Annotated in this window: 20 protein-coding genes; 9 read left to right on the forward strand and 11 right to left on the reverse strand. The window is 56.3% G+C overall.

Annotation, left to right across the window (positions count from 1 at the left end; genetic code table 11):
- Window position 1 precedes the first annotated feature (1 nt).
- Both tamB and tamA read right to left on the reverse strand, forming a co-directional pair.
- Window positions 2-3,778 (reverse strand): autotransporter assembly complex protein TamB, encoded by a 3,777-nt coding sequence (gene tamB / locus ABLV11_RS23980; protein WP_049593785.1) that lies wholly within the window; start codon window positions 3,776-3,778, stop codon window positions 2-4.
- Window positions 3,775-5,508, reverse strand: a complete 1,734-nt coding sequence (tamA, locus tag ABLV11_RS23985) for an autotransporter assembly complex protein TamA (RefSeq protein WP_004109036.1) — start codon at window positions 5,506-5,508, stop codon at window positions 3,775-3,777. The genes tamB and tamA overlap by 4 nt, the downstream gene beginning before the upstream one ends.
- A 208-nt stretch (window positions 5,509-5,716) precedes the next feature.
- Between tamA and msrA the strand changes: the two genes are divergently transcribed.
- Both msrA and ABLV11_RS23995 read left to right on the forward strand, forming a co-directional pair.
- Window positions 5,717-6,355 (forward strand): peptide-methionine (S)-S-oxide reductase MsrA, encoded by a 639-nt coding sequence (gene msrA / locus ABLV11_RS23990; RefSeq protein ID WP_126488244.1) that lies wholly within the window; start codon window positions 5,717-5,719, stop codon window positions 6,353-6,355.
- 185 nt (window positions 6,356-6,540) lie between these two features.
- The gene (locus tag ABLV11_RS23995) at window positions 6,541-7,884 is read left to right on the forward strand and encodes a hemolysin family protein (protein WP_004109043.1); all 1,344 of its coding nucleotides are present in this window, start codon (window positions 6,541-6,543) and stop codon (window positions 7,882-7,884) included.
- 220 nt (window positions 7,885-8,104) lie between these two features.
- Here the strand turns inward: ABLV11_RS23995 and ABLV11_RS24000 are convergent, their stop codons facing one another.
- A complete protein-coding gene (locus ABLV11_RS24000; protein ID WP_004098023.1) occupies window positions 8,105-8,311 on the reverse strand; it encodes a DUF1107 domain-containing protein in 207 nt (68 codons plus the stop codon).
- A 322-nt stretch (window positions 8,312-8,633) separates the two neighbouring features.
- Between ABLV11_RS24000 and ABLV11_RS24005 the strand changes: the two genes are divergently transcribed.
- Complete coding sequence (locus ABLV11_RS24005; protein ID WP_348855899.1) at window positions 8,634-9,191, forward strand: YtfJ family protein; 558 nt, start codon at window positions 8,634-8,636, stop codon at window positions 9,189-9,191.
- Here ABLV11_RS24005 and cysQ read toward each other — a convergent pair.
- A complete protein-coding gene (gene cysQ / locus ABLV11_RS24010; RefSeq protein ID WP_004109048.1) occupies window positions 9,181-9,924 on the reverse strand; it encodes a 3'(2'),5'-bisphosphate nucleotidase CysQ in 744 nt (247 codons plus the stop codon). The genes ABLV11_RS24005 and cysQ overlap by 11 nt on opposite strands.
- A 192-nt stretch (window positions 9,925-10,116) precedes the next feature.
- Between cysQ and ABLV11_RS24015 the strand changes: the two genes are divergently transcribed.
- Entirely contained in the window at window positions 10,117-12,060 is a 1,944-nt protein-coding gene (locus ABLV11_RS24015; protein WP_064343640.1) for a bifunctional 2',3'-cyclic-nucleotide 2'-phosphodiesterase/3'-nucleotidase, read from the forward strand.
- 52 nt (window positions 12,061-12,112) lie between these two features.
- Here the strand turns inward: ABLV11_RS24015 and ABLV11_RS24020 are convergent, their stop codons facing one another.
- Complete coding sequence (locus tag ABLV11_RS24020) at window positions 12,113-12,490, reverse strand: helix-turn-helix domain-containing protein (protein ID WP_004098015.1); 378 nt, start codon at window positions 12,488-12,490, stop codon at window positions 12,113-12,115.
- 90 nt (window positions 12,491-12,580) lie between these two features.
- On the opposite strand from ABLV11_RS24020, the gene ABLV11_RS24025 reads away from it, so the two are divergent.
- The 4 genes from ABLV11_RS24025 to ytfE all read left to right on the forward strand — a co-directional run bounded on the left by ABLV11_RS24025 (window position 12,581) and on the right by ytfE (window position 16,126).
- Entirely contained in the window at window positions 12,581-13,429 is an 849-nt protein-coding gene (locus ABLV11_RS24025) for an SDR family oxidoreductase (RefSeq protein ID WP_049593784.1), read from the forward strand.
- An 80-nt stretch (window positions 13,430-13,509) separates the two neighbouring features.
- Window positions 13,510-14,334 (forward strand): AraC family transcriptional regulator, encoded by an 825-nt coding sequence (locus ABLV11_RS24030; RefSeq protein ID WP_004109060.1) that lies wholly within the window; start codon window positions 13,510-13,512, stop codon window positions 14,332-14,334.
- Between the two features lie 75 nt (window positions 14,335-14,409).
- Window positions 14,410-15,381 carry a DMT family transporter gene (locus ABLV11_RS24035; protein ID WP_070557043.1) on the forward strand — a complete coding sequence of 324 codons (972 nt, stop codon included), beginning with the start codon at window positions 14,410-14,412 and terminating at the stop codon, window positions 15,379-15,381.
- Window positions 15,382-15,463: 82 nt separating this feature from the next.
- Window positions 15,464-16,126, forward strand: coding sequence for an iron-sulfur cluster repair protein YtfE (gene ytfE / locus ABLV11_RS24040; protein ID WP_004109062.1), 663 nt, complete (start codon window positions 15,464-15,466; stop codon window positions 16,124-16,126).
- Between the two features lie 141 nt (window positions 16,127-16,267).
- Here ytfE and cycA read toward each other — a convergent pair whose 3' ends face one another.
- Both cycA and fklB read right to left on the reverse strand, forming a co-directional pair.
- On the reverse strand, window positions 16,268-17,671 hold the full coding sequence (cycA, locus tag ABLV11_RS24045) for a D-serine/D-alanine/glycine transporter (protein WP_004109063.1): 1,404 nt from the start codon (window positions 17,669-17,671) through the stop codon (window positions 16,268-16,270).
- A gap of 305 nt (window positions 17,672-17,976) precedes the next feature.
- Complete coding sequence (gene fklB, locus ABLV11_RS24050; RefSeq protein ID WP_004109064.1) at window positions 17,977-18,597, reverse strand: FKBP-type peptidyl-prolyl cis-trans isomerase; 621 nt, start codon at window positions 18,595-18,597, stop codon at window positions 17,977-17,979.
- Window positions 18,598-18,926: 329 nt separating this feature from the next.
- Between fklB and ABLV11_RS24055 the strand changes: the two genes are divergently transcribed.
- Window positions 18,927-19,589, forward strand: coding sequence for a LysM-like peptidoglycan-binding domain-containing protein (locus ABLV11_RS24055; protein WP_004117442.1), 663 nt, complete (start codon window positions 18,927-18,929; stop codon window positions 19,587-19,589).
- Window positions 19,590-19,607: 18 nt separating this feature from the next.
- Here the strand turns inward: ABLV11_RS24055 and ABLV11_RS24060 are convergent, their stop codons facing one another.
- The 4 genes from ABLV11_RS24060 to priB form a co-directional block, all read right to left on the reverse strand.
- Entirely contained in the window at window positions 19,608-20,558 is a 951-nt protein-coding gene (locus ABLV11_RS24060) for a DMT family transporter (protein WP_126488238.1), read from the reverse strand.
- Between the two features lie 146 nt (window positions 20,559-20,704).
- On the reverse strand, window positions 20,705-21,154 hold the full coding sequence (rplI, locus tag ABLV11_RS24065) for a 50S ribosomal protein L9 (RefSeq protein ID WP_004109068.1): 450 nt from the start codon (window positions 21,152-21,154) through the stop codon (window positions 20,705-20,707).
- A gap of 41 nt (window positions 21,155-21,195) precedes the next feature.
- The gene (gene rpsR / locus ABLV11_RS24070; RefSeq protein ID WP_000135199.1) at window positions 21,196-21,423 is read right to left on the reverse strand and encodes a 30S ribosomal protein S18; all 228 of its coding nucleotides are present in this window, start codon (window positions 21,421-21,423) and stop codon (window positions 21,196-21,198) included.
- Window positions 21,424-21,427: 4 nt separating this feature from the next.
- Window positions 21,428-21,742: a primosomal replication protein N gene (gene priB, locus ABLV11_RS24075; protein WP_004098002.1), complete on the reverse strand. Its 315-nt coding sequence runs from the start codon at window positions 21,740-21,742 to the stop codon at window positions 21,428-21,430.
- Window positions 21,743-21,747: the final 5 nt, after the last annotated feature.

The following is a 21,747-nucleotide window of genomic DNA, read 5'->3' on the forward strand; positions in this document are numbered from 1 at the left end:
GCTAAAACTCAAACTGATAGAGCAAATCGAGAGCCTGGTCTACGCCAGACACGGCTTCCATATATAGCTTAGGCATCAGGCGATAACGTAACGTCAACGTCGCCAGGGAGTCAAAGATCCCTACCCCATATTTTACCTGCAGACCCGGCAGCACGTAGCCGCTGACCACCACCTGGGAGGAGTCGCCCACCCCTTCGGTATCCAGCGCCAGATTACTTACGCCAAACGTCTCGCCGATTTTACCCACAACCTGACCACTTTGTGCAACCCCCATACCAATAAGCATGGAGGTCATTGCCGCACTATCGCTCTGTCCGCTGCCCAAACCCTGCCCGCGCAGCAGGTAAGAGAGCGCTTCCTGCTGCGACATGGCCGGATCGGAGAAAATCTCCGCTTTCGGCTGATCGGCCGAACCGGTCACGCGAACGCCGGCGATCACGTCGTCCTCGGTGGCATCCGGATTACGAATGGCTTCGATGTTCAGCAGCGGCTGATCCGGCGGTCCGGAGAACAGCAGTTCGCCTTTACGCACGATCAGATCCTGGCCGTAGGCATGGAAGCGGCCTTCCGGGATATTAATCTGCCCGTTGAGGCCCAGCCCCTGTTTATCCTGAGCCACTTTCAAATCGCCGGTCAGACGCGCTTTCAGACCAAAGGCGTCGAGGCGAACGTTGTTGCCTACATGAATCGTCAGGTTGCTGTTAATCGGAATACCGGCGCTTTGCTGCTTAATCGGCTGCAGATTTTTATCCAGCATGACTTCGTCAGAAGAGACCCCAACGGCGCTTTCCGGCACTTCATTGACGACGATTCTTGCCCAGGGCACGTCAACGCTACCATCCAGGTTAAACAGGCTTGGCGTGGCGGTAAAGACTACATCTGGCGAAACATCCAGGCGCACCATCGGCGGCACGGTTATCCGCACCCGGCTGCCCTTCGCGGCAATCTGCGCGCGCCAGTTGTCAATCTGCGTCCAGTCGGCGTTACCGCTGAGCGCAATATGGCCCTGGCTGGTATTCACCGTCCCTTGTAGGGTCGAGCGGGTACCGGTGAAATTCATCGCCAGCTGGCTCGGCTGCATATCGAACGGCATAAAGTTGCCGTCAATATCCACGCCATTCAGCTGCATCTGGCCGTACAGCTGCGGGCTCTGTACGTTGCCGCCCAGCGTCAGACGCGCATTGAGCCGCCCTTCCGCCTTTTCACCGCGCGAGAAGATAGGGTTGATCATCGCCAGCGAGAAGTTGCTGATATTCACGTTCCCGCCCAGATTACGTCGGCCCTGCGGATCGGTGACCTGCACCTGCCCATCCAGTTGACCATTGTTGGTCAGGCGAATCAGCCAGCCCAGCTGGGCGCGATTGTTGTGCAGATCGGCCGTAAGATTCAGGGTATCGAACGCCACCGGCAGCGGCGCGTCGTTGACCGTCTGGGTCACCTTCACGTTACGTCCGCTCAGGGTGACCTTGCCCTGCGGTAGCCCCTCTTTGGTGGTGTCCCAGCTCACGTCGGCATTGCCGCTAAACACGCCGCTGGCCTGCGTCTCTTCCGGCATAAACGGCTTCAGCATCGCCAGGTCGAAACGGTTGAGATTCACTACCGCGCGCCCGCTCGCGCCGGCGTCAATGGTCTGCGGTACGCACAGTTCGGCATTCGGGTTAGTCCAGCAGTGCGGTCCAATGCTGATTTTCTGCTCGAGGTTACGGTAATCCAGCGCGATGTTGCGCGTCAGCGCCACCGGCCCTACCGGCGTCTGGAAGCGGGTATTGCTCAGCGTGCCTTTCCAGCGCTCCTCTTTGCGGTCAAAACTGCCTGCCAGCGACAGCTGTCCGGAAACCGGATCGCCCTGCACCCGCAGCTGCAGGTCGTGCTGTTTCTCGTTGCCCTTCGCATTGAGCTGCACCAGGCTGATATTCACGCCCGGCTGGCTAATGCGGTCCACGCGTACGTCAAGATGACCGCCAATCTGGTCGGTGGATTTCACATCGCCCTTCACGTTCACCTGAGCCACCGATAGCTCCTGCCAGCGCAGCGCCCGGGCGGTGATATCCGCCAGCAGCTGCGGCGCATCGACGGTGCCGCGAACTTTTACTAATCCCTTCGCCGTCCCGCCCAGGCCCGGCAGGGCGTTATCGAGATGAGGCGCGTCAATGGTGGCGTCGAGGTTAAGATCTTTAACTCCCAGCTCGCCTTTCACGTCGGCGCTGTTGGGGCCCAGAGCCAGATGCAGGCCGGGGATTTTCCACTGCATATAGCTGTTGCCCTGCAGCGAACCGCTCACGTCGACTTTGTTTTGCTTCACGTTACCGGTGATTTTCAGCTCCGGTACCGACATCTGCCAGCTGCCGCCGTACAGGCTGCCCTGGGTCTTAATCAGTCCGTTGAGCTTCGACGGCCAGTCCGGTACCTCTTTAGCGGTGTTGATACCGTTAAGCGTCAGTTCGCCGCGCCAGCTGATCGCCTGCTGCCAGTCGAGCAGCGCTTTCAACTCGGTTTTTCCTTCGAGGGCGGCGACGGTGAGCTTGTCGAGATTCACCTGCTGCTCGTTGCCCTTCGCGTTCAGGCTAATTTTCGCTGGCGGCAGCGACTGCCCTTTCACCGCGGTGCTGAAGGCCAGCGTGTAGTCGGTCATCTTGCCGTTAAATTTCAGCAGTAGGTCGTCAGCCTGATACGCTTTCTCGCCGGTAAATGGCCAGTAAAGCTGCTTGCTTTTCACCTCCATATCCAGCGGCAGGCCGGCCTCCGCCAGCTGCGTTTCGGCGCGCAGCGTCATGGCGACAGGGCCGTTCAGATCCACGCCGAGCGTGAGCTTTTTACGCACTTCGCCGCCCACTTTGAGCTGCACTTTCTCGCCCTTGAGCGGGTCAATATTCAGCGTACCGTTGAGGGTGATATCGACCGGCCAGTTATCCTGCAGTTGTGCATTACCGGAAGCCGTCACTTTGCCCTGGTCAGAATCCACGTCCAGCGCGTCCAGCTTCATCTGCCCATCAATGCTGCTGACTTTGAGCAGCAGCGAGTAGATGGTCATATCGGTATCGCCGGTCAGACGCAGCTGCTCGCCGCGAAACTCCTGAATATTGAGATTCAACGGCAGATGGACATCGGTCATTTCCGGCAGCACCGGCTTCGAGAACAGGTCTTTCATCGTCTCGCCGAGCGGCTTTTCTTCCGGCTGCGGATTGTCAATTTTCGGCTCAACGACCTGCTCCTGGGCCACTTTCGCCACCTTCGGCAGCGCGATAAGCAGCCCCTGCAGCGAGGTTGGCGTCAGGGTCAGGTTTTTCTCTTGCCAGTTAAGCCCCGTGGAAAAATCGCGCAGCGAAACGGCCGTATCGTCAATTTTCACGTTGACGTTATGCAGCGCCACCCGGCTCAGGGTGATGGGGTAAGGCGTGGAGAGATTCAGCGGCCCGCTATCTTCTTCTTCAACCGGCGCCGCTGGCGGCATTTTGCTGGTATCGATCGCCACATAGATATCGCGCAGAGAAATATCGTTGACGCACAGGCTACTATCCCACAGGCAGCGTAGTTTAACGCCAAGGTGGAACTGCCCGGCGGTGACCGCCACGCCCGGCTGCTCAAAGCGCACGTTCTCCAGCGTCAGATCGCGCCAGCCGCCGGTGGCTTTGCCAATTTCCAGCCCAGGGACCCAGCGATCGGCGGCTTTGATAACCAGATGCAGGCCAGTCGTCGTCCCCACCAGGAATCCTACCGTCCCCAGCAGCAGCACCAGAAAAATCAGTACGCCGAGGCTTATCTTCTTCCATAAACTCATAATTCAGGCCCCAGGCCGATATAAAACTGTAAACCGTGTTCTTCTTTGTCACCGATCGGTCTGGCGATATCCAGCTTGATTGGACCGACCGGGGACTGCCAGCGTACGCCGAGGCCAGCGCCGGTTTTAAAGTTGCTTTCGCGGATATCGCTCACCGCTTCGCCGCTATCGACGAACACCGCGCCCCACCATTTGCCGCTCACGTTGTACTGATACTCCAGCGAGCCGGTGGCCAGCTTCGAAGCCCCCATCAGCTTGCCGTCATCATCTTTTGGCGAGATAGATTTGTATTTATAACCGCGAATGCTGCGGTCGCCACCGGCGAAGAAACGCAGATCCGGCGGGACTTTGCTGAAGTTATCGGCCTCAATCCAGCCAAGGTTGCCGCGTACCACGAAGCGGTGGCGGTCATAAAGGGTGCGGATCCAGACGTCCTGCGCCTGCATCACGATAAAGTTAATATCCGAGCCCCACATGGTGTTGGAGTAGTCCACCGAATAGCGCTGTGAATCGCCCCAGGTCGGCATCAGGCCGCCGCGAGAACGGGTCCGGTTCACCGACACGCCGGGATAGATCAGCATCGTGGTATTGGTGACGTTGGCCTGGGTAAAGTGGTCGAGACTCCAGCGCAGGTTCAGCGCGCGCTGCCAGCCGCTCGACATCTCCCAATAGCGCGACACGGCCAGGGTGGTAGAATCCGCCTGGGTATCATTGAGATCGGTACGCTTAAAGCCGCCCTGCATCAGGTAGTACTGTTCAAGCGGGCTTTTTAGCAGCGGTACCTTGTAGCTGAAATCAAGCTGCTGTTCAGGAGCGGACAGGCTGAGGCTGGAGGTCAGACTGTGGCCGTAGGAGTTCATCCACGGCTTTCTCCAGGTCCCTTTGACGCGCGGCCCGACGTCGGTTGAGTAGCCGACCCCGGTCTCAACAGTATTCTCTTTGCGCGGAGAAACCACGCCCTGCAAAGGCAACACTTTCGTCTGGCGGGACTTCTCAAACTGCGGCGCCACGACGACGGAACTGAACCAGCCGGTCGCCGCCAGGCGGCGGTTGAGTTCGGCGAGATCCTGCGAGGTGTAATAGTCGCCCTGCTTAAACGGCACCAGATTTTGCAGATATTCGTCGCGAATTTGCGAGCCCTCAAAGGTCACCGGGCCAAAGCGGTAGCGCTCGCCGCTGTTGTAGTCGATATCCCAGAAGGCCTGATGACGGTCGAGAGAAACCCCAAGCTGGCTTTTATTAAACTCGCTATCGAAGTAGCCCTTACGCAGCGCGACCCGGGTCAGAGAGCTTTTAAAGCTATCATAATCACCGTGATTGAGGATGGTACCGATGGCCGGTCGCGTGTTTAACAAATCCAGATAGTCGCGATCGGTTCGGGCTCCGCCGCGTAAAATGACTTCAGTGCCGCCAATGCGCACCGGTTCGCCGGGCGTGACTTTGGCGATCAGTACCTGGCGCCCCTTCGCCGGCGGCGGACGTAAATCAAAATCGATGGTGGGCTCATAGTAGCCGAGCGCTTTCAGACCTTCACGGATAGCATCATCCACGCGCGCGCGAAAGCGCCGGTCCGGCGTAACTTCATCGCTCTGGATCGTAGAGAGTTGGGCGCGGACGTTTTTTTCCAGTTCCCCGGATAACCCCTCAACCTGCAAACGCACGTTCGCTGCGCTGGCGACCCCGCTGACCAGCAAAAGGCTGGTGATACATAACTGGCGGATTTGTAGCACGTTTTCTCCTGAATATCCTTGTTTCCCCCCGAAGGAAACGAAAGTGCCGCTCCACGGCTTAACAAAACCCTAACAACTAAGGGTTGAAAAATAGACGTTAACCCAAATAATTCTTATGTTTAAATCTAGACGTATTAAGCGTGGTTATTGTGTTAAAAGTCACGCTTGGTTACAACCTTAACCACATTTTCTGTTAGAGAGGCCCACCGTGAGTCTATTTGATAAAACGCATCTTGTCGCCCAAGCGGACGCGCTGCCGGGACGCAATACGCCGATGCCGGTGGCTACGCTCCACGCCGTCAATGGCCATTCGATGACCAACGTCCCCGCCGGAATGGAAGTCGCTCTGTTCGCCATGGGCTGTTTCTGGGGCGTCGAACGCCTGTTCTGGCAACTGCCCAGCGTTTATAGCACCGCCGCAGGTTACACCGGCGGCTACACGCCAAACCCCACCTATCGTGAAGTTTGCAGCGGCGAGACGGGCCATGCTGAGGCCGTGCGCGTGGTCTACGATCCGCAGGTTATCAGCTATGAGCAGCTGCTTCAGGTCTTCTGGGAAAATCACGACCCGGCGCAGGGCATGCAGCAGGGTAACGACCGCGGCACGCAGTATCGTTCCGCTATTTATCCGCTGACGCCGGAACAGAGCGAAGCCGCGAAAGCCAGCCTCGCGCGTTTCCAGGCGGCAATGAAGCAAGCCAACGACCCGCGCACTATCACCACCGAGATCGCCACGGCAAAGCCGTTCTATTATGCGGAAGACGATCATCAGCAGTATCTGCATAAAAACCCCTACGGATACTGCGGTATCGGCGGGATTGGGGTTTGTTTACCGCCGCAGCCCTGATGCCGTTGACCCGTAATGGCAGGCTGCCGGATTGAATAATTTACGCTCTGGCGGCTTTACAGTACCTTACGCTATACTACGCCGTGTTATCGCCGGTCCAGAGCCTTCGGACCGGCTTTTTGTGAATTCCACTTAGCGTTATCCACTTCCCTTCCGAGGATCTGATCTCAACGGTCAGATAAGATATGTTAAACAGTATTTTAGTAATACTTTGTCTGATAGCCGTCAGTGCGTTCTTTTCGATATCGGAAATCTCGCTGGCCGCATCACGTAAAATCAAACTCAAGCTGCTGGCCGATGACGGCAACGTCAACGCTCAACGCGTGCTGAAGATGCAGGAAAACCCCGGTATGTTCTTTACCGTGGTGCAAATCGGCCTCAACGCGGTAGCGATTCTCGGCGGTATCGTCGGCGATGCTGCATTTTCGCCGGCGTTTCACGGCCTCTTTAGTCGCTATATGTCCCCCGAGCTCTCCGAGCAGCTGAGCTTTATTATCTCCTTTACCCTGGTCACCAGCCTGTTCATTCTGTTTGCTGACCTGACCCCGAAACGCATCGGTATGATTGCGCCTGAAGCCGTCGCTTTACGCATCATCAACCCGATGCGCTTCTGCCTGTTTCTCTTCCGCCCGCTGGTGTGGTTGTTCAACGGCATGGCCAACAACATCTTCCGCCTGTTCAAAATTCCGATGGTGCGTAAAGACGACATTACCTCCGATGATATTTACGCCGTAGTGGAAGCCGGCGCGCTGGCCGGGGTGCTGCGTAAGCAGGAGCATGAGCTGATTGAGAACGTGTTTGAGCTGGAGTCGCGCACCGTGCCTTCGTCCATGACTTCGCGTGAAAACGTCATCTGGTTCGATCTCCATGAAGATGAACAGAGCCTGAAGAATAAGGTTGCAGAGCATCCGCACTCTAAGTTCCTGGTGTGTAACGAAGATATCGACCACATCATCGGCTACGTTGACTCCAAAGACCTGCTGAACCGCGTGCTGGCGAACCAAAGCCTGGTGCTGACCGGCGGCGTGCAGATTCGCAATACGCTGATTGTCCCGGATACCCTGACGCTGTCTGAAGCGCTGGAAAGCTTTAAAACCGCCGGTGAAGACTTCGCCGTGATCATGAACGAGTATGCGCTGGTCGTCGGGATTATCACCCTTAACGACGTGATGACCACCCTGATGGGCGATCTGGTCGGCCAGGGGCTGGAAGAGCAGATCGTCGCACGCGATGAGAACTCCTGGCTGATTGACGGCGGCACGCCGATCGACGACGTGATGCGGGTGCTGGATATCGATGATTTCCCACAGTCCGGAAATTACGAGACCATTGGCGGCTTTATGATGTTTATGCTGCGTAAAATTCCCAAGCGGACCGACGCGGTGAAGTTCTCCGGCTATAAATTCGAGGTGGTGGATATCGACAACTACCGCATCGATCAGCTGCTGGTGACCCGCATCGACAATAAGCCGACGGTGCTGGTGCCCAAGCTGCCGGACGCGGCGAACAGTGATAAAGAGTCAGCGTAACGCTTTCTCGCGAACGCTGTTCTTCCCCCCTGTTGCCGGGCGGCGGCTAACGCCTTGCCCGGCCAATAAAGATCGCAATCTCGTCAGATTACGCATTGCCCATCGATATACACTTAAGTCTGCGTATGCCGACCAATCTGGGGCTGATGCCGGGTCCAGAAACATCAACGGCTCCCTGGGGGAGCCGCCTTTTTACCGTGTAGTCATACCACTTTTCAGGTTATGCCATCTCTGTTTGTAGACGGCTGACCTGGCGGTTGACTTCGGACATCACTGACAAATGCAGCTTGTCCTTAACCTTCGGGATAAGGATTTTGCCCTTATCAAACTCAAAAGCGCCAACGTCCTTGATATACAAACGTCCACGGAACAGGATCTTCACGTACTTCGCTACTTGTAGCGGGTTGTAGCGTTGGAAAATTTTCATTGTTGTCTCCTGCCAGGGTTACGCTCCTGTGGTGCCACAGTTAGCCCACGTACCGGAATCGCAAATTTTAATGCCCTGAAACTATAGTCCAGAATCTGAGTGATACCCAGTTTGTATAAGTTTATTTACCTTATGATGACAATAATTCAGAGTTTTCGTTTCAGGCATCCGATGAAGGTAGTATAAGTCGCCGATTTTAGACGGAATTGTGCGTCAACACGCAAACTGGCACCATCATTGCGGGTAATGCCGATAAATCGCACTTATGATTAAAGCAGACCAAGTGGTCGGATCACCTGCAAAGATAATAAAAGGAAACACCATGACCATACGTAGATTACTGGCCGTTTCATGTCTCCTGTTCCCACTGTTGGCCTCGGCGCATAACTTTGTCGACGGTCAGCGCGTTGCGCCGGTCGGCGTAGCGGATCGGGGAGAACTGGTGCTGGATAACGATAAATTTAGCTATAAAAGCTGGAATAGCGCGCAGCTGGCGGGAAAAGTGCGCGTCGTGATGCACATTGCCGGTCGCTCGTCGGCAAAAGAAAAAAACGCGACCTTAATTGAAGCCATTAAAAGCGCGAAGCTGCCGCACAACCGCTACCAAACGACGACTATCGTCAATACCAATGACGCTATCCCAGGCTCGGGAATGTTTGTCCGCAGCAGTATCGAGAACAATAAGCAGCTCTACCCCTGGTCACAGTTCATCGTCGACAGCAACGGCGCGGTGCGCAAAGCGTGGCAGCTCGAAGAAGAGAGTTCGGCCATCGTGGTGCTGGACAAAGAGGGTCGCGTGCAGTGGGCTAAAGACGGCGCGCTCAGCCAGCAGGAGGTGCAGCAGGTAGTGGGCCTGCTGCACAAGTTGCTTAATAAATAGAAACCCGGAAGCCGGGGTTGAGGAACGATTCACGCGGCGTGTAATCAAGAGTACGCCCCTGCCAGTCGTGAACGTGCGCCCCGGCGGCGCTGGCGACCGCATGACCGGCCGCGGTGTCCCAGGTACTCGTCGGCCCGAAGCGCGGGTAAAGCTGGGCCTGCCCTTCAGCGACCAGACAGAACTTCAGCGACGAACCAATTGAGGTAGTCTGGTGTTCACCAAGCTGCTCAAGATACTCCTGCAGCTCCGGGTCATTGCCGTGTGAACGGCTAATCACCACCAGCGGCGGACGCGCATCGCGGACCTGAATCTGTTTGCGAACGCCGCACTCCTCTTTCCATGCTTTACCCTTTTCCGCGCTGTACATCACCTTCATCACCGGCGCGTAGACCACGCCCAGGGTCGGTTTACCGTTTTCAATCAAGGCGATATTGACGGTAAACTCGCCGTTGCGCTTGATAAACTCTTTGGTGCCGTCCAGCGGGTCCACCAGCCAGTAGCGCTGCCAGTGCTGACGCACCTCCCAGGCCGGCGGATCCTCTTCCGACAGAACCGGAATATCGGGCGTCAGGGCCAGCAGGCCGCTGATAATCACCTTGTGCGCCGCAATATCTGCGGCCGTGACCGGAGAATCGTCCTTCTTGCTGGTAACGTCCATCGGCTGCTTTCCATCGTAAACTTCCATGATGGCATCGCCCGCATTCCGTGCAAGCTGACATACTTGTTCTAACATTCTCCACCTCGTCTGGTTACAGTGGCGTTAACTCGTTGTTTTATTTATATCGCATCATTGTGAGTTCCGCTATCTGTGATAACGATGGCGGTTTCCTTCACCGCTTTTCTGGCATGATTCACATTTCTGTAAGCAACAGAATGTAAATACATTTTCTTCTGTGCCACTGCTCATATAAAAAGGACGCCACTGATGATTAAGTTTAGCGCAACGCTGCTGGCCACGCTGATCGCCGCCAGCGTAAATGCGGCAACGGTCGATTTGCGGATCATGGAAACCACCGATCTGCACAGTAATATGATGGACTTTGACTATTACAAAGATGCCGCCACGGAAAAATTTGGCCTGGTGCGTACCGCAACCTTGATTGAGAAAGCGCGTCAGGAAGTCAGCAATAGCGTACTGGTCGATAACGGCGATGTTATTCAGGGCAGCCCGCTGGGTGACTATATGGCCGCAAAGGGTCTGAAAGAGGGCGATGTTCACCCGGTCTACAAGGCGATGAATACCCTGGATTATGTCGTGGGCAACCTCGGCAACCACGAGTTTAACTACGGGCTCGACTTCCTGCATAAAGCGCTGGCAGGGGCGAAGTTCCCCTACGTGAACGCCAATATTATCGACGTCAAAACCGGCAAACCGATGTTTACGCCTTATCTGATTCAGGATACCCAGGTGAAGGATAGCGACGGCAAAACGCAGACGCTGCGCATTGGCTATATCGGCTTCGTACCACCGCAGATAATGACCTGGGATAAGGCCAATCTTAGCGGTAAGGTGACCGTTAACGACATTACCGCAACCGCACGCAAGTTTGTCCCGGAAATGCGCGAAAAAGGCGCGGACGTGGTGGTGGTCATTGCCCACTCCGGCCTCTCCGCCGACCCGTATCAGGCCATGGCGGAGAACTCCGTTTACTATTTAAGCCAGGTGCCTGGGGTCGATGCCATTATGTTCGGCCACGCTCACGCCGTCTTCCCGAGCAAAGATTTTGCCGGTATCAAAGGCGCGGATATCGCGAAAGGTACGCTGAACGGCGTACCGGCAGTGATGCCGGGCATGTGGGGCGATCACCTTGGGGTGGTCGATCTGGTCCTGAACAACGACAGCGGCAAATGGCAGGTCAGCGCAGCGAAAGCCGAAGCGCGGCCGATCTACGACTCGGTGGCGAAGAAATCGCTGGCGGCAGAAGACAGCAACATGGTGGCGGTATTAAAAGCCGACCATGACGCCACCCGCGAGTTTGTCGGCAAACCGATTGGTAAATCCTCGGATAATATGTACAGCTACCTGGCGCTGGTGCAGGACGACCCAACCGTACAGGTGGTCAATATGGCCCAGAAGGCCTACGTTGAGCACTATATTCAGGGCGACCCGGATCTGGCGAAACTGCCGGTACTCTCCGCCGCCGCGCCGTTTAAAGTCGGCGGACGTAAAAATGACCCGGCCAGCTTTGTTGAAGTGGAAAAAGGGCAGCTCACCTTCCGCAACGCCGCCGACCTCTACCTGTATCCCAACACCCTGGTGGTGATGAAAGTCAGCGGTAAAGAGGTTAAAGAGTGGCTGGAGTGCTCCGCCGGACAGTTCAATCAAATTGATCCCGCCAGCAGCAAGCCGCAGTCGCTGATTAACTGGGACGGCTTCCGCACCTACAACTTCGACGTGATTGACGGCGTGAACTACCAGATCGATATCACCCAGCCGGCGCGCTACGACGGCGAATGCAACAGCATTAATCCGCAGGCCGAGCGAATTAAGCATCTGACCTTTAACGGCAAGCCAATCGATCCGAACGCCACTTTCCTCGTCGCGACCAACAACTATCGCGCTTACGGCGGTAAATTCCAGGGCACCGGCGAGGATCATATCGCGTTCGCCTCACCGGATGAAAACCGCTCGGTGCTGGCGGCGTGGATTGGCGCGGAGTCGAAGAAAAACGGCGAGATCCATCCGGCGGCGGATAACAACTGGCGCCTGGCGCCGATCCACAGCACAGTACCGCTGGATATTCGCTTTGAAACCTCACCGGGCGACAAGGCCGCGGCATTTATCAAAGAGAAAGCACAATACCCGATGCGCCAGGTGGCTACCGACGATATCGGCTTTGCTATTTATCAGCTGGATTTGAGTAAATAATTGCCGGTTCCCCGGTTGTGCTGCGCTTACCGGGGCTATCCTGACATCACCCTCAGGCTACCTGTTCGTGGTTCGCCAGAACCGCGGGCAGGTTCAGCTCAATCCAGTCCGCCAGCGCCGCCACCTTCTCGCTCACCTGCTCACCGAGCGGAGTCAGACTATATTCAACGTGCGGCGGCACCACCGGATACGACACGCGGTTAAGAAAGCCGTCCTGTTCCAGCGCCTGGAGCGACTGGGCCAGCATCTTTTCGCTGACGCCGCCGATCTTACGCCGCAGATCGCTAAACCGATGGGTGCCATCGCGCAGGGACACCAAAATCAGTACGCCCCAGCGGCTGGTCACGTGTTTGAGCACTTCCCGCGAGGGGCACTGTTCGGCAAACAGGTTGCCGTTACGTAACTGCTCGCTCAGCGTCAGATTCGCCATATTCATACTTACCTTTTTGTACGTACTTACTAAAAGTTAGTTAAGGTGTTAGCTTACCATAACTGCCAATGAACACGAAGGAGAAGACCCATGATCGCAATTACCGGCGCAACCGGCCAGCTTGGCCAACACGTCCTGGAAAACCTGTTAAAAACCGTCCCCGCGGGCCAGGTTGTGGCTATCGTGCGCAACCCGGCAAAAGCCGAATCGCTGAGCCAAAGGGGCATAGGGGTTCGTCAGGCCGACTACAGCGATGAAGCGGCCCTGACCGCCGCCCTACAGGGCGTGGACAAACTGTTGCTGATCTCTTCCAGCGAGGTCGGCCAGCGCGCCGTCCAGCACCGCAACGTGATTAATGCAGCGAAAGCTGCCGGCGTGAAATTTATCGCCTATACCAGCCTGCTGCACGCCGATACCTCCCCGTTGGGGCTGGCGGATGAACATATCGCCACCGAGCAGATGCTCGCCGACTCCGGCATTGCATATGCCCTGCTGCGCAACGGCTGGTACACCGAAAACTATCTCGCCAGCGCGCCGCCGGCGATTGAGCACGGCGTGTTTATCGGCGCTGCCGGTAACGGCAAAATCGCCTCTGCTACCCGCGCGGATTACGCCGCCGCTGCCGCTCGCGTTATCGCCGAAGAGGGCCACGCCGGAAAAGTGTATGAACTGGCGGGCGATGAGGCGTGGACTTTGAGCGAACTCGCCGCTGAGCTGAGCAAACAAAGCGGTAAAAACGTGGTGTATCAAAACCTCAGCGAAGCCGACTTCGCCGCCGCGCTGAAGGGCGTCGGCCTGCCCGCAGGCCTGGCTGATATGCTGGCGGATTCTGATACCGGCGCCTCCAAAGGCGGGCTGTTCGACGATAGCCGCACCCTGAGCGCGCTGATTGGCCGCCCGACCACCACCCTCGCTGATAGCATCAAAGGCATCCTGTAAAAGTTACAGGCTGGTTAATTTTTGTAGCATCCCGGCGGACCATCCTCAATAATGTACGGATGTCCGTCGGGAGTTATCGCATGCAAGGCGTACCGGAACAGTTTAATGATGAAAGAGACAGCGCGCGCTTTCGCCATCTGGCGCAGCTGCCCGGCGTTGAGCTGTATCATGCCCACATCTCCCGCTACGCCTTTGAACCGCACACCCATGAAGCCTTTGGTATCGGCGCGATAGAGCTCGGCGCCGAGCGTTTTCGCTATCGCGGTAGCCAGCATGTAGCTTCGGTTAACTCTATCGTCACCATGAATCCCGATGAACTGCATACCGGCGAGGCGGAGACTGCCGACGGCTGGCGCTATCGGATGATTTATCTCGACCCGGATACGCTGGAAAAGGTGACTGGCGTGCGCCACTGGTGGTTCAGCGAAGTGGTGCGTCAGGACCCGCTTCGCTCCCGGCAAATCGGCAATCTCATCTACGGCCTGTGGCATACTGACGATCCGCTCGCGCAGCAGGGTCTGCTGCTGGATTTAATCGATACCTTCCGGCCATTCGCTCACCATGCCGCTGCGCTGCCCGAAGCTCGCCACCGCTTCGAGCGGGTGCGCGACTATCTGCATGATAACTATATGCGTACGGTGACCCTCGATGAGCTGGCGCAGGTGGCGGCGCTGAGCCCGTACCATTTCCAGCGCCAGTTCAAAGCGCACTTCCACGTTACGCCGCACCAGATGTTAATGGCCATTCGCCTGTGGCGCGCCAAAGCGTTTCTCACCCACGGTATGCCCGCTGCCGACGTCGCTCTCGCCGCCGGACTGACCGACCAGTCGCACCTGACCCGCGCGTTTACCCGCCGTTACGGCATTACCCCGGTACGTTATCAAAAGCAGGTTCTCCCGCGCTAATGCGCAACCTCATACAATATTCCCGCTAAAGCCTCTCCTACACTGTCGCCAACAAAAAGAGTAATGGAAAGCATGATGATTAGTGGTGTGCTGTACGCCCTGCTGGCAGGGCTGATGTGGGGATTGATATTCGTGGGCCCTTTACTGGTGCCGGAATACCCGGCTGTTTTACAGTCGATGGGGCGCTATCTGGCGCTGGGGCTGATCGCCCTGCCGCTGGCCTGGCTGGGCCGCGCACGGCTGCGCCAGCTCGCCAGGAAAGACTGGTGGACGGCGCTGGGACTGACCCTGATGGGCAACTTAATCTATTACGTCTGCCTGGCCAGCGCGATTCAGCGTACCGGCGCGCCGGTGTCGACCATGATTATCGGCACTCTGCCGGTCGTGCTGCCGGTTTTCGCCAACCTGCTCTATAGCCAGCGCGATGGAAAGCTGCCGTGGCGGCGACTGTTCCCGGCGCTGGTCTGTATTGCCTTCGGCCTGGCATGCGTCAATATCGCTGAACTGCATCAGGGCTTACCCGATTTCAGCCCGTGGCGCTACGGCTCCGGTATCTTGCTGGCGTTGATCTCGGTGGTGTGCTGGGCCTGGTACGCGCTGCGCAACGCCCGTTGGCTGCGGGAAAACCCGGATAAACCACCGATGATGTGGGCTACCGCGCAGGCGCTGGTGACCCTGCCGGTATCGCTGGTCGGATACCTTATCGCCTGCGGGTGGCTGCATGGACAGCACCCGGACTTCCCGCTCCCCTTCGGCCCGCGCCCGGCGGTGTTCGTCACCCTGATGCTGGCGATCGCTATCTTCTGTTCATGGGTTGGGGCGTGGTGCTGGAACGTTGCCAGCCAGCGTCTGCCAACGGTGATCCTCGGGCCGCTGATCGTCTTCGAAACCCTTGCCGGACTGCTGTATACCTTTATTCTGCGCCAGAGCCTGCCCCCGCTTCTGACCCTAAGCGGTATTCTGCTGCTGGTGATCGGCGTGGTGTCTGCCGTGCGTGCTCGTCCGGAAAAACCCGTGCTGCAGAAACTGGTCAGCGAGAAAAAATAGCCTGGTACCCTAAAGGGGTATTCCCTGGAACATAAGATGCATTTAAAATACAACTTATATTCTTGATGACGAGGTAACTGCTATGGCTTTCCGTGACCAACCTTTAGGCGAGCTGGCGCTGACGATTCCGCGCGCCTCCGCGCTGTTCCGTAAGTACGATATGGACTACTGCTGCGGCGGCAAACAGACGCTGGATCGCGCGGCATCTCGCAAAGAGCTGGATGTCGCGGTGATTGAAGCCGAGCTGGCAAAACTGGCGGAAGAGCCGGTAGAGCGCGACTGGCGGGTTGCGCCCTATGCGGAAATTATCGATCACATTATCGTTCGCTATCACGACAGGCATCGCGAGCAGCTGCCGGAGCTGATTTTACAGGCCACTAAAGTCGAGCGCGTTCACGCCGACAAGCCCAACGTTCCGAAAGGCTTAACCAAGTATCTGACCATGCTGCACCAGGAGCTTTCCAGCCATATGATGAAAGAGGAGCAGATTCTGTTCCCGATGATCAAACAGGGCATGGGAACGCAGGCCGGCGGTCCTATCAGCGTGATGGAAAGCGAGCATGATGAAGCGGGCGAGCTGCTGGAGGTGATTAAGCACATCACGCAGAACGTGACGCCGCCGGCGGAAGCCTGCACCACCTGGAAAGCGATGTACAACGGTATCAACGAGCTGATTGATGACCTGATGGAGCACATCAGCCTTGAAAATAACGTGCTGTTCCCGCGTGCCCTCGCAGGTAAATAGCAAGTAATAAAAAAGGCGCCCGCAGGCGCCCTCGACATTGTCAGTCTTATTGGCCACCCCGGGTGGCCTTTTTTATGACGGGCGTCCTGCCCCCCCTTCGGGCCGTTGCAAGCAACGTTAAACATCTCTCCCGAAGATTTTTTATTTCGCCAGACGCTTCTTGCCGGCAAACAGCCAGCCCGCGCCGAGCAGTACAAACCACAGCGGGGTCACCATCAGCGCTTCGCGGGTATCGGCTTCCAGCGTCAGCAGCACCAGCACAAAGACGAAGAATGCCATGCACACCCAGCACATCAGTTTGCCCAGCGGCATCTTATATTTGGACTGCTCATGCAGCTGCGGACGTTTCCTGCGATAGGCCAGATACGAGCACAGGATAATCGTCCAGACGAACATAAACAGGATCGCCGACACCGTGGTAATCATGGTAAACGCCGCAATGACGCTTGGATTGACCATCAGCATGACCACGCCGCCCAGCAGACACATGCAGGAGAAGGTCAGGCCTTTCGCCGGTACCGCGCGTTTCGACAGCTTGGCGAACATTTTCGGCGCCTGCCCGTCCTGCGCCAGACCAAACAGCATACGGCTGGTAGAGAATACGCCGCTGTTAGCGGAAGAAGCCGCCGAGGTCAGCACCACGAAGTTGATCAGGCTCGCCGCCGCCGGCAGCCCGACCAGCACAAACAGCTCAACGAACGGGCTCTTTGACGGCACGACTGAGCTCCACGGAGTCACCGACATAATGACGATCAGCGCAAAGACGTAGAACATAATGATACGAATGGGAATCGAGTTAATCGCCCGCGGCAGGGATTTCTCAGGATCTTTCGTTTCCGCCGCCGTGGTTCCCACCAGTTCGATGCCCACGAAGGCGAAGACGGCGATCTGGAAGCCGGCAAAGAATCCGCTGATGCCTTTCGGGAACCAGCCGCCGTCATTCCACAGATGGGCGAAAGAGGCTTCCACGCCGGTCGGTGACTGGAAGTGCATCAGCACCATCACCAGGCCGACCACGATCAGCGCCACGATAGCGACGATTTTGATCATCGCAAACCAGAATTCCATCTCGCCGAACATCTTCACGGTGGCGAGGTTAAGACCCAGCAGCAGCAGGATGACCGCCAGCGAGGCGACCCAGTCGGAGAGTCCCGGGAACCAGAACTGCGCGTAGGCGGTGATCGCCACCACGTCCGCCATCCCGGTCACCACCCAGCAGAACCAGTAGGTCCAGCCGGTGAAATAACCTGCCCAGGGGCCCAGCAGGTCGGCGGCAAAATCGCTGAATGACTTGTATTCGAGATTCGACAGCAGTAATTCACCCATGGCGCGCATGACGAAAAACAGCATGAAGCCGATGATCATATAAACAAAAATAATTGACGGCCCGGCAAGGCTGATGGTTTTGCCTGACCCCATAAACAGCCCGGTGCCTATCGCACCACCGATAGCGATAAGCTGAATATGCCGGTTAGTGAGATTTCGCCGCAGCGACTGTTCAGTCGGCGCCTGTTCGTCGGCAACGACTTTTACCTGATCTACCATGTGATTTTTCCTGTTGTACCTGTCTGTGTTGTTCGGGCTCTATTGGCCCTTCATTCGTATTAACCCCGGAACGAGGGTTTATCGATATTAGGTAAGAATCGGAGGGATGAATACTATGATTTAGAGATAATGTTAATTTTATGTTTAAAGTGAGTGTTATATCACTCCGGTTACGCGAAACAGCTCACAAAAATACACCCATTCAGCAGATATGCAATATAAAGCTCCAGCAAATGCTCAACTTAAGGGTTTTACACTATTTAAAGCGGCTCCCTCCCCCATACGGAAGAGGAAGCACCTGCTGTTTAAATAATGTCCAGCAGTTCAACTTCAAAAATCAGGGTACTGAACGGAGGAATGGATGCGCCCGCGCCGCGCTCGCCGTAGGCCAGGTTGTGCGGAATCGTCAGTTCCCATTTAGAGCCTACCGGCATCAGGGTCAGCGCTTCAATCCAGCCGCCGATCACGCCGGTCACCGGGAACTCAGCCGGTTCGCCGCGCGCAACGGAGCTATCGAAGACGGTGCCATCGATCAGTTTGCCGGTGTAGTGAACGCGAACGCGGTCAGTACGCGCCGGGATCGGGCCTTCACCCTGGGTCAGTACGCGGAACTGCAGGCCAGATTCGGTGCTGTTCACGCCTTCGCGCTCGCGGTTTTCTTCCAGGTATTTCTCGCCATCCGCGGCCATTTCCTGGAAACGTTCGCGACGCACGGCGTCAGCGCGTTCATGAATTTCACGCAGCGCGCGGTGAACGGCTTCCACCGGCACCTGCGGCTGTTTACCTTCCAGCGCGTCAGCAATACCCGCGACCAGCGCTTCCGGCAGCAGCCCCTGCAGGCCAGATTCGCTCAGCTGTTGTCCAACCTGCAAGCCGATACCGTAACTTGCCTGTGCTTCAATCGTGTCAAAAGTAGGGGTTGCCATCTTTGTTCCTTTTTTGGGTGAGAATTTCATATTCCACGGCTTCACGCAGCATAAGCAGAAAAGCCGGAACATATACCCTAAATAATTCGAGCTGCAGCCAACGCATCTGCAACCTGAAGTATGACGGGTATAAAGAGGTGGGCAGCATATCAGCCACAGCACGACGGGTAAAACTTTGTCGGCAGGATGATGACAAATCTGACGGAAACAGAAACAATAGAGAGATAAGGTTAACCTCACGAAACATATCTTTGTCTCGTCCTTCAGAAAGTTAGCCATCTATACTCTAGAGACAGCAGGATAAAAATATGCGGAGCAGGAGGAAAGCCATGCCCGGGCGCTTTGAACTGAAATCTACCCTGGAGAAGATCTGGCATGCCCCGGATCATTTTCGCCTCATGGATCCGCTACCGCCGATGCATCGCCGCGGTATTATTGCCGGAGCGCTGCTGGTGGTTATCGGCGTTCTGCTCCCTTCAGAGGATAACGGCAGTTCAGTTCAGGCCAGCCGCGAGGCGAATCTCGACCTGCAATCTCAGTCGCAGCCGCAGTCTTCAGGTAATCAGGCCGTCCCACTGCCGCCCATCACCAACACGCCGCCGGTCAACGATGCCGATCAGGTGGCGCCGGTCGCGCCGGAGCCCATTCAGGATGAGCAGCCGGATCAGCCGCAGCAGCAGACCGCTTCCCAGCCTTATCAGGAGCCGCAGTCGACTCCCGGCATTGAGCAGCAGTGGCGGACCTACCGCATTGAATCCGGCAAAACCCTCGCGCAGCTGTTCCGCGACCACAACCTGCCGCCGACCGACGTTTACGCCATGGCCCAGGTTGAAGGTGCCGGTAAGCCGCTAAGCTCGCTGCAAACCGGGCAGACGGTACAGATCCGCCAGAATGCCAGCGGCGTGGTCACCGGGCTGACTATCGATACCGGCGGCGGGCAGCAGGTGCTGTTTACCCGCCAGTCGAACGGTAGCTTTATTCGCGTCCGTTAAGCGTTCCGGCCGGGTAGCTTACCCGGCCTGCTGTGAAGATTTTCCGGATGTTGCCCCCGGCTTATTTACCCACCAGATCCCGGCGCACACCAGCACCAGCGCAACCGCATATTTCGGTTCAAAAATATTCTCGCCGAGGAAGATGGCCGACAGCACGGTTCCGGCTACCGGGATGACAAAGTTGAACGGCGCGATCATGCTCACGCGATTATGCTTCAGCAGCACGCTCCACAAAGCAAAAGCGATGGAAGAGAGCAGCGTCAAATAAGCCAGAACCAGCACCGCTGCGGAGCTGTGAACCTCGAGGGTTCCGCCGGTCAGGTAACCGCCGCCAACCAGCACCAGACCGCCAAACGCCAGCTGCCAGCCGGTCATCACCGTTGGGTCAACCGTTTGTGAAATGCGTTTACCATATAGCGTCGCCGCCGACAGAATAAAAGCCGCCAGCACCACAAAACCATCACCTTGCCAGGCAAAGCTAAAATCGCTCAATGAATGATTAAAGTTCACCAGCATGACGCCGGCAAAACCGAGAATGCAGCCGATGGCCTTGTTATAGCTCAGCTTGTCATTCTGATAGATGAAGTGCGCCAACAGGACGCTGAAGAAGGTTCCGGTAGCGTTCATAATCGAGCCCTTCACGCCGGTGGTAAACGCCAGGCCCACGTAGAAGAAAACGTACTGGATAGACGTTTGCGTAACGCCCAGTATCGCCAGCTGCCCGCACTGACGCGGATTTAAGCGAGCAATCGGCTTACGTTGCACCAGCGCGAAGAGCAGCAGCAGGGTTCCGGCAAACAGGAAGCGATAGCCAGCAAAAACGATTTTTGACGGCACATCATCAGTGGCAATCTGAAACAGTTCATAGCCGCTTTTAATCGCCGGATAGGAGCTTCCCCACAGCAGGCAGCAGAGGGTTGCGCAGGCATAAGCCACATTCTTGCGGGAAAATATTGAGGGTGCGTCCATTCACTTTACCAGAAATAAAATAGTGTTTTATTTTATTATCCAGAAAGTTGCTAAGAATAGCCACCATACCAGGAAAAGATTAGGCAAATACAGAAAAGCAAAACGCCGGCACAGGGCCGGCGTCTCGACGTGAGTTGAGTAATAAATTACTCAGCTACAACGTTAACAACCAGTTTAGCGAAGACTTCGCTGTGAACCTGGAAGTCCACTTCGTGCTCACCGGTGGTGCGCAGAACGCCGTTCGGCAGACGAACTTCGCTCTTAGCAACGGCAACGCCAGCTGCAGTTACAGCGTCAGCGATGTCGCGAGTACCGATGGAACCGAACAGTTTACCTTCGTCGCCAGATTTAGACGCGATGGTAACGGTGCCCAGTGCGTTGATTGCTTCAGCACGTGCGTTAGCAGCGCTCAGAACTTCTGCCAGTTTGGCTTCCAGTTCAGCACGGCGTGCTTCGAAGAATTCAACGTTTTTCTTGGTAGCAGGAACAGCTTTACCCTGTGGTACCAGGAAGTTACGAGCATAGCCCGCTTTAACGTTAACCTGATCACCCAGGCTACCCAGGTTTGCTACTTTATCAAGCAGAATAACTTGCATTACCTTATCCTCTCAAAGTCGTATTAATGGACCGTGACCGATTACTGATGACGATCAGTGTACGGCAGCAGGGACAGGTAGCGAGCGCGTTTGATAGCGCGTGCCAGCTGACGCTGATATTTTGCACGGGTACCGGTGATACGGCTCGGGACAATCTTACCGCTTTCGGTGATGTAGTTTTTCAGCGTAGCGATATCTTTATAGTCGATCTCTTGAACGCCTTCCGCGGTGAAACGGCAGAACTTGCGACGACGGAAATAACGTGCCATATGGCTAGTCTCCAGAATCTATCAATTCAATCTGCTCGGCATGCAGAACCATTTTGCTCAAGCCGTTCTTTGCCTTGTGGCAAGAGATGAACCCTCGAACGATTACTGCGCTACCGACCGTTATACTGTGAGTAATGGCCTGGTTCTGGTGTCCGCTGATTATCACGGGCATCTGGCACCACGCCTGCCGGTGAAAACCGGCTTCCTCCTGCACTGAACGATGCTCAAGCACGAACTGGCAGTGTGGAATTCCTGACGGGCTGACCTTACGAAGTGGAGTCCTGCAAACAATGCCGGACAGCTCCAGACGATTGGTCATCAGGA

Source organism: Klebsiella sp. GW_Kp181, assembly GCF_040062315.1.
Classification (GTDB): Bacteria; Pseudomonadota; Gammaproteobacteria; order Enterobacterales; family Enterobacteriaceae; genus Klebsiella; species Klebsiella oxytoca.

Excerpts from the sequence above, each read along its gene's own strand:
- tamB (WP_049593785.1), bottom strand. The coding sequence starts at position 3,778 with ATGAGTTTATGGAAGAAGATAAGCCTCGGCGTACTGATTTTTCTGGTG.
- ABLV11_RS23995 (WP_004109043.1), top strand. The coding sequence starts at position 6,541 with ATGTTAAACAGTATTTTAGTAATACTTTGTCTGATAGCCGTCAGTGCG.
- ABLV11_RS24000 (WP_004098023.1), bottom strand. The coding sequence starts at position 8,311 with ATGAAAATTTTCCAACGCTACAACCCGCTACAAGTAGCGAAGTACGTG.
- ABLV11_RS24005 (WP_348855899.1), top strand. The coding sequence starts at position 8,634 with ATGACCATACGTAGATTACTGGCCGTTTCATGTCTCCTGTTCCCACTG.
- cysQ (WP_004109048.1), bottom strand. The coding sequence starts at position 9,924 with ATGTTAGAACAAGTATGTCAGCTTGCACGGAATGCGGGCGATGCCATC.
- ABLV11_RS24015 (WP_064343640.1), top strand. The coding sequence starts at position 10,117 with ATGATTAAGTTTAGCGCAACGCTGCTGGCCACGCTGATCGCCGCCAGC.
- ABLV11_RS24020 (WP_004098015.1), bottom strand. The coding sequence starts at position 12,490 with ATGGCGAATCTGACGCTGAGCGAGCAGTTACGTAACGGCAACCTGTTT.
- ABLV11_RS24025 (WP_049593784.1), top strand. The coding sequence starts at position 12,581 with ATGATCGCAATTACCGGCGCAACCGGCCAGCTTGGCCAACACGTCCTG.
- ABLV11_RS24030 (WP_004109060.1), top strand. The coding sequence starts at position 13,510 with ATGCAAGGCGTACCGGAACAGTTTAATGATGAAAGAGACAGCGCGCGC.
- ABLV11_RS24035 (WP_070557043.1), top strand. The coding sequence starts at position 14,410 with ATGATTAGTGGTGTGCTGTACGCCCTGCTGGCAGGGCTGATGTGGGGA.
- ytfE (WP_004109062.1), top strand. The coding sequence starts at position 15,464 with ATGGCTTTCCGTGACCAACCTTTAGGCGAGCTGGCGCTGACGATTCCG.
- cycA (WP_004109063.1), bottom strand. The coding sequence starts at position 17,671 with ATGGTAGATCAGGTAAAAGTCGTTGCCGACGAACAGGCGCCGACTGAA.
- fklB (WP_004109064.1), bottom strand. The coding sequence starts at position 18,597 with ATGGCAACCCCTACTTTTGACACGATTGAAGCACAGGCAAGTTACGGT.
- ABLV11_RS24055 (WP_004117442.1), top strand. The coding sequence starts at position 18,927 with ATGCCCGGGCGCTTTGAACTGAAATCTACCCTGGAGAAGATCTGGCAT.
- ABLV11_RS24060 (WP_126488238.1), bottom strand. The coding sequence starts at position 20,558 with ATGGACGCACCCTCAATATTTTCCCGCAAGAATGTGGCTTATGCCTGC.
- rplI (WP_004109068.1), bottom strand. The coding sequence starts at position 21,154 with ATGCAAGTTATTCTGCTTGATAAAGTAGCAAACCTGGGTAGCCTGGGT.
- rpsR (WP_000135199.1), bottom strand. The coding sequence starts at position 21,423 with ATGGCACGTTATTTCCGTCGTCGCAAGTTCTGCCGTTTCACCGCGGAA.
- priB (WP_004098002.1), bottom strand. The coding sequence starts at position 21,742 with ATGACCAATCGTCTGGAGCTGTCCGGCATTGTTTGCAGGACTCCACTT.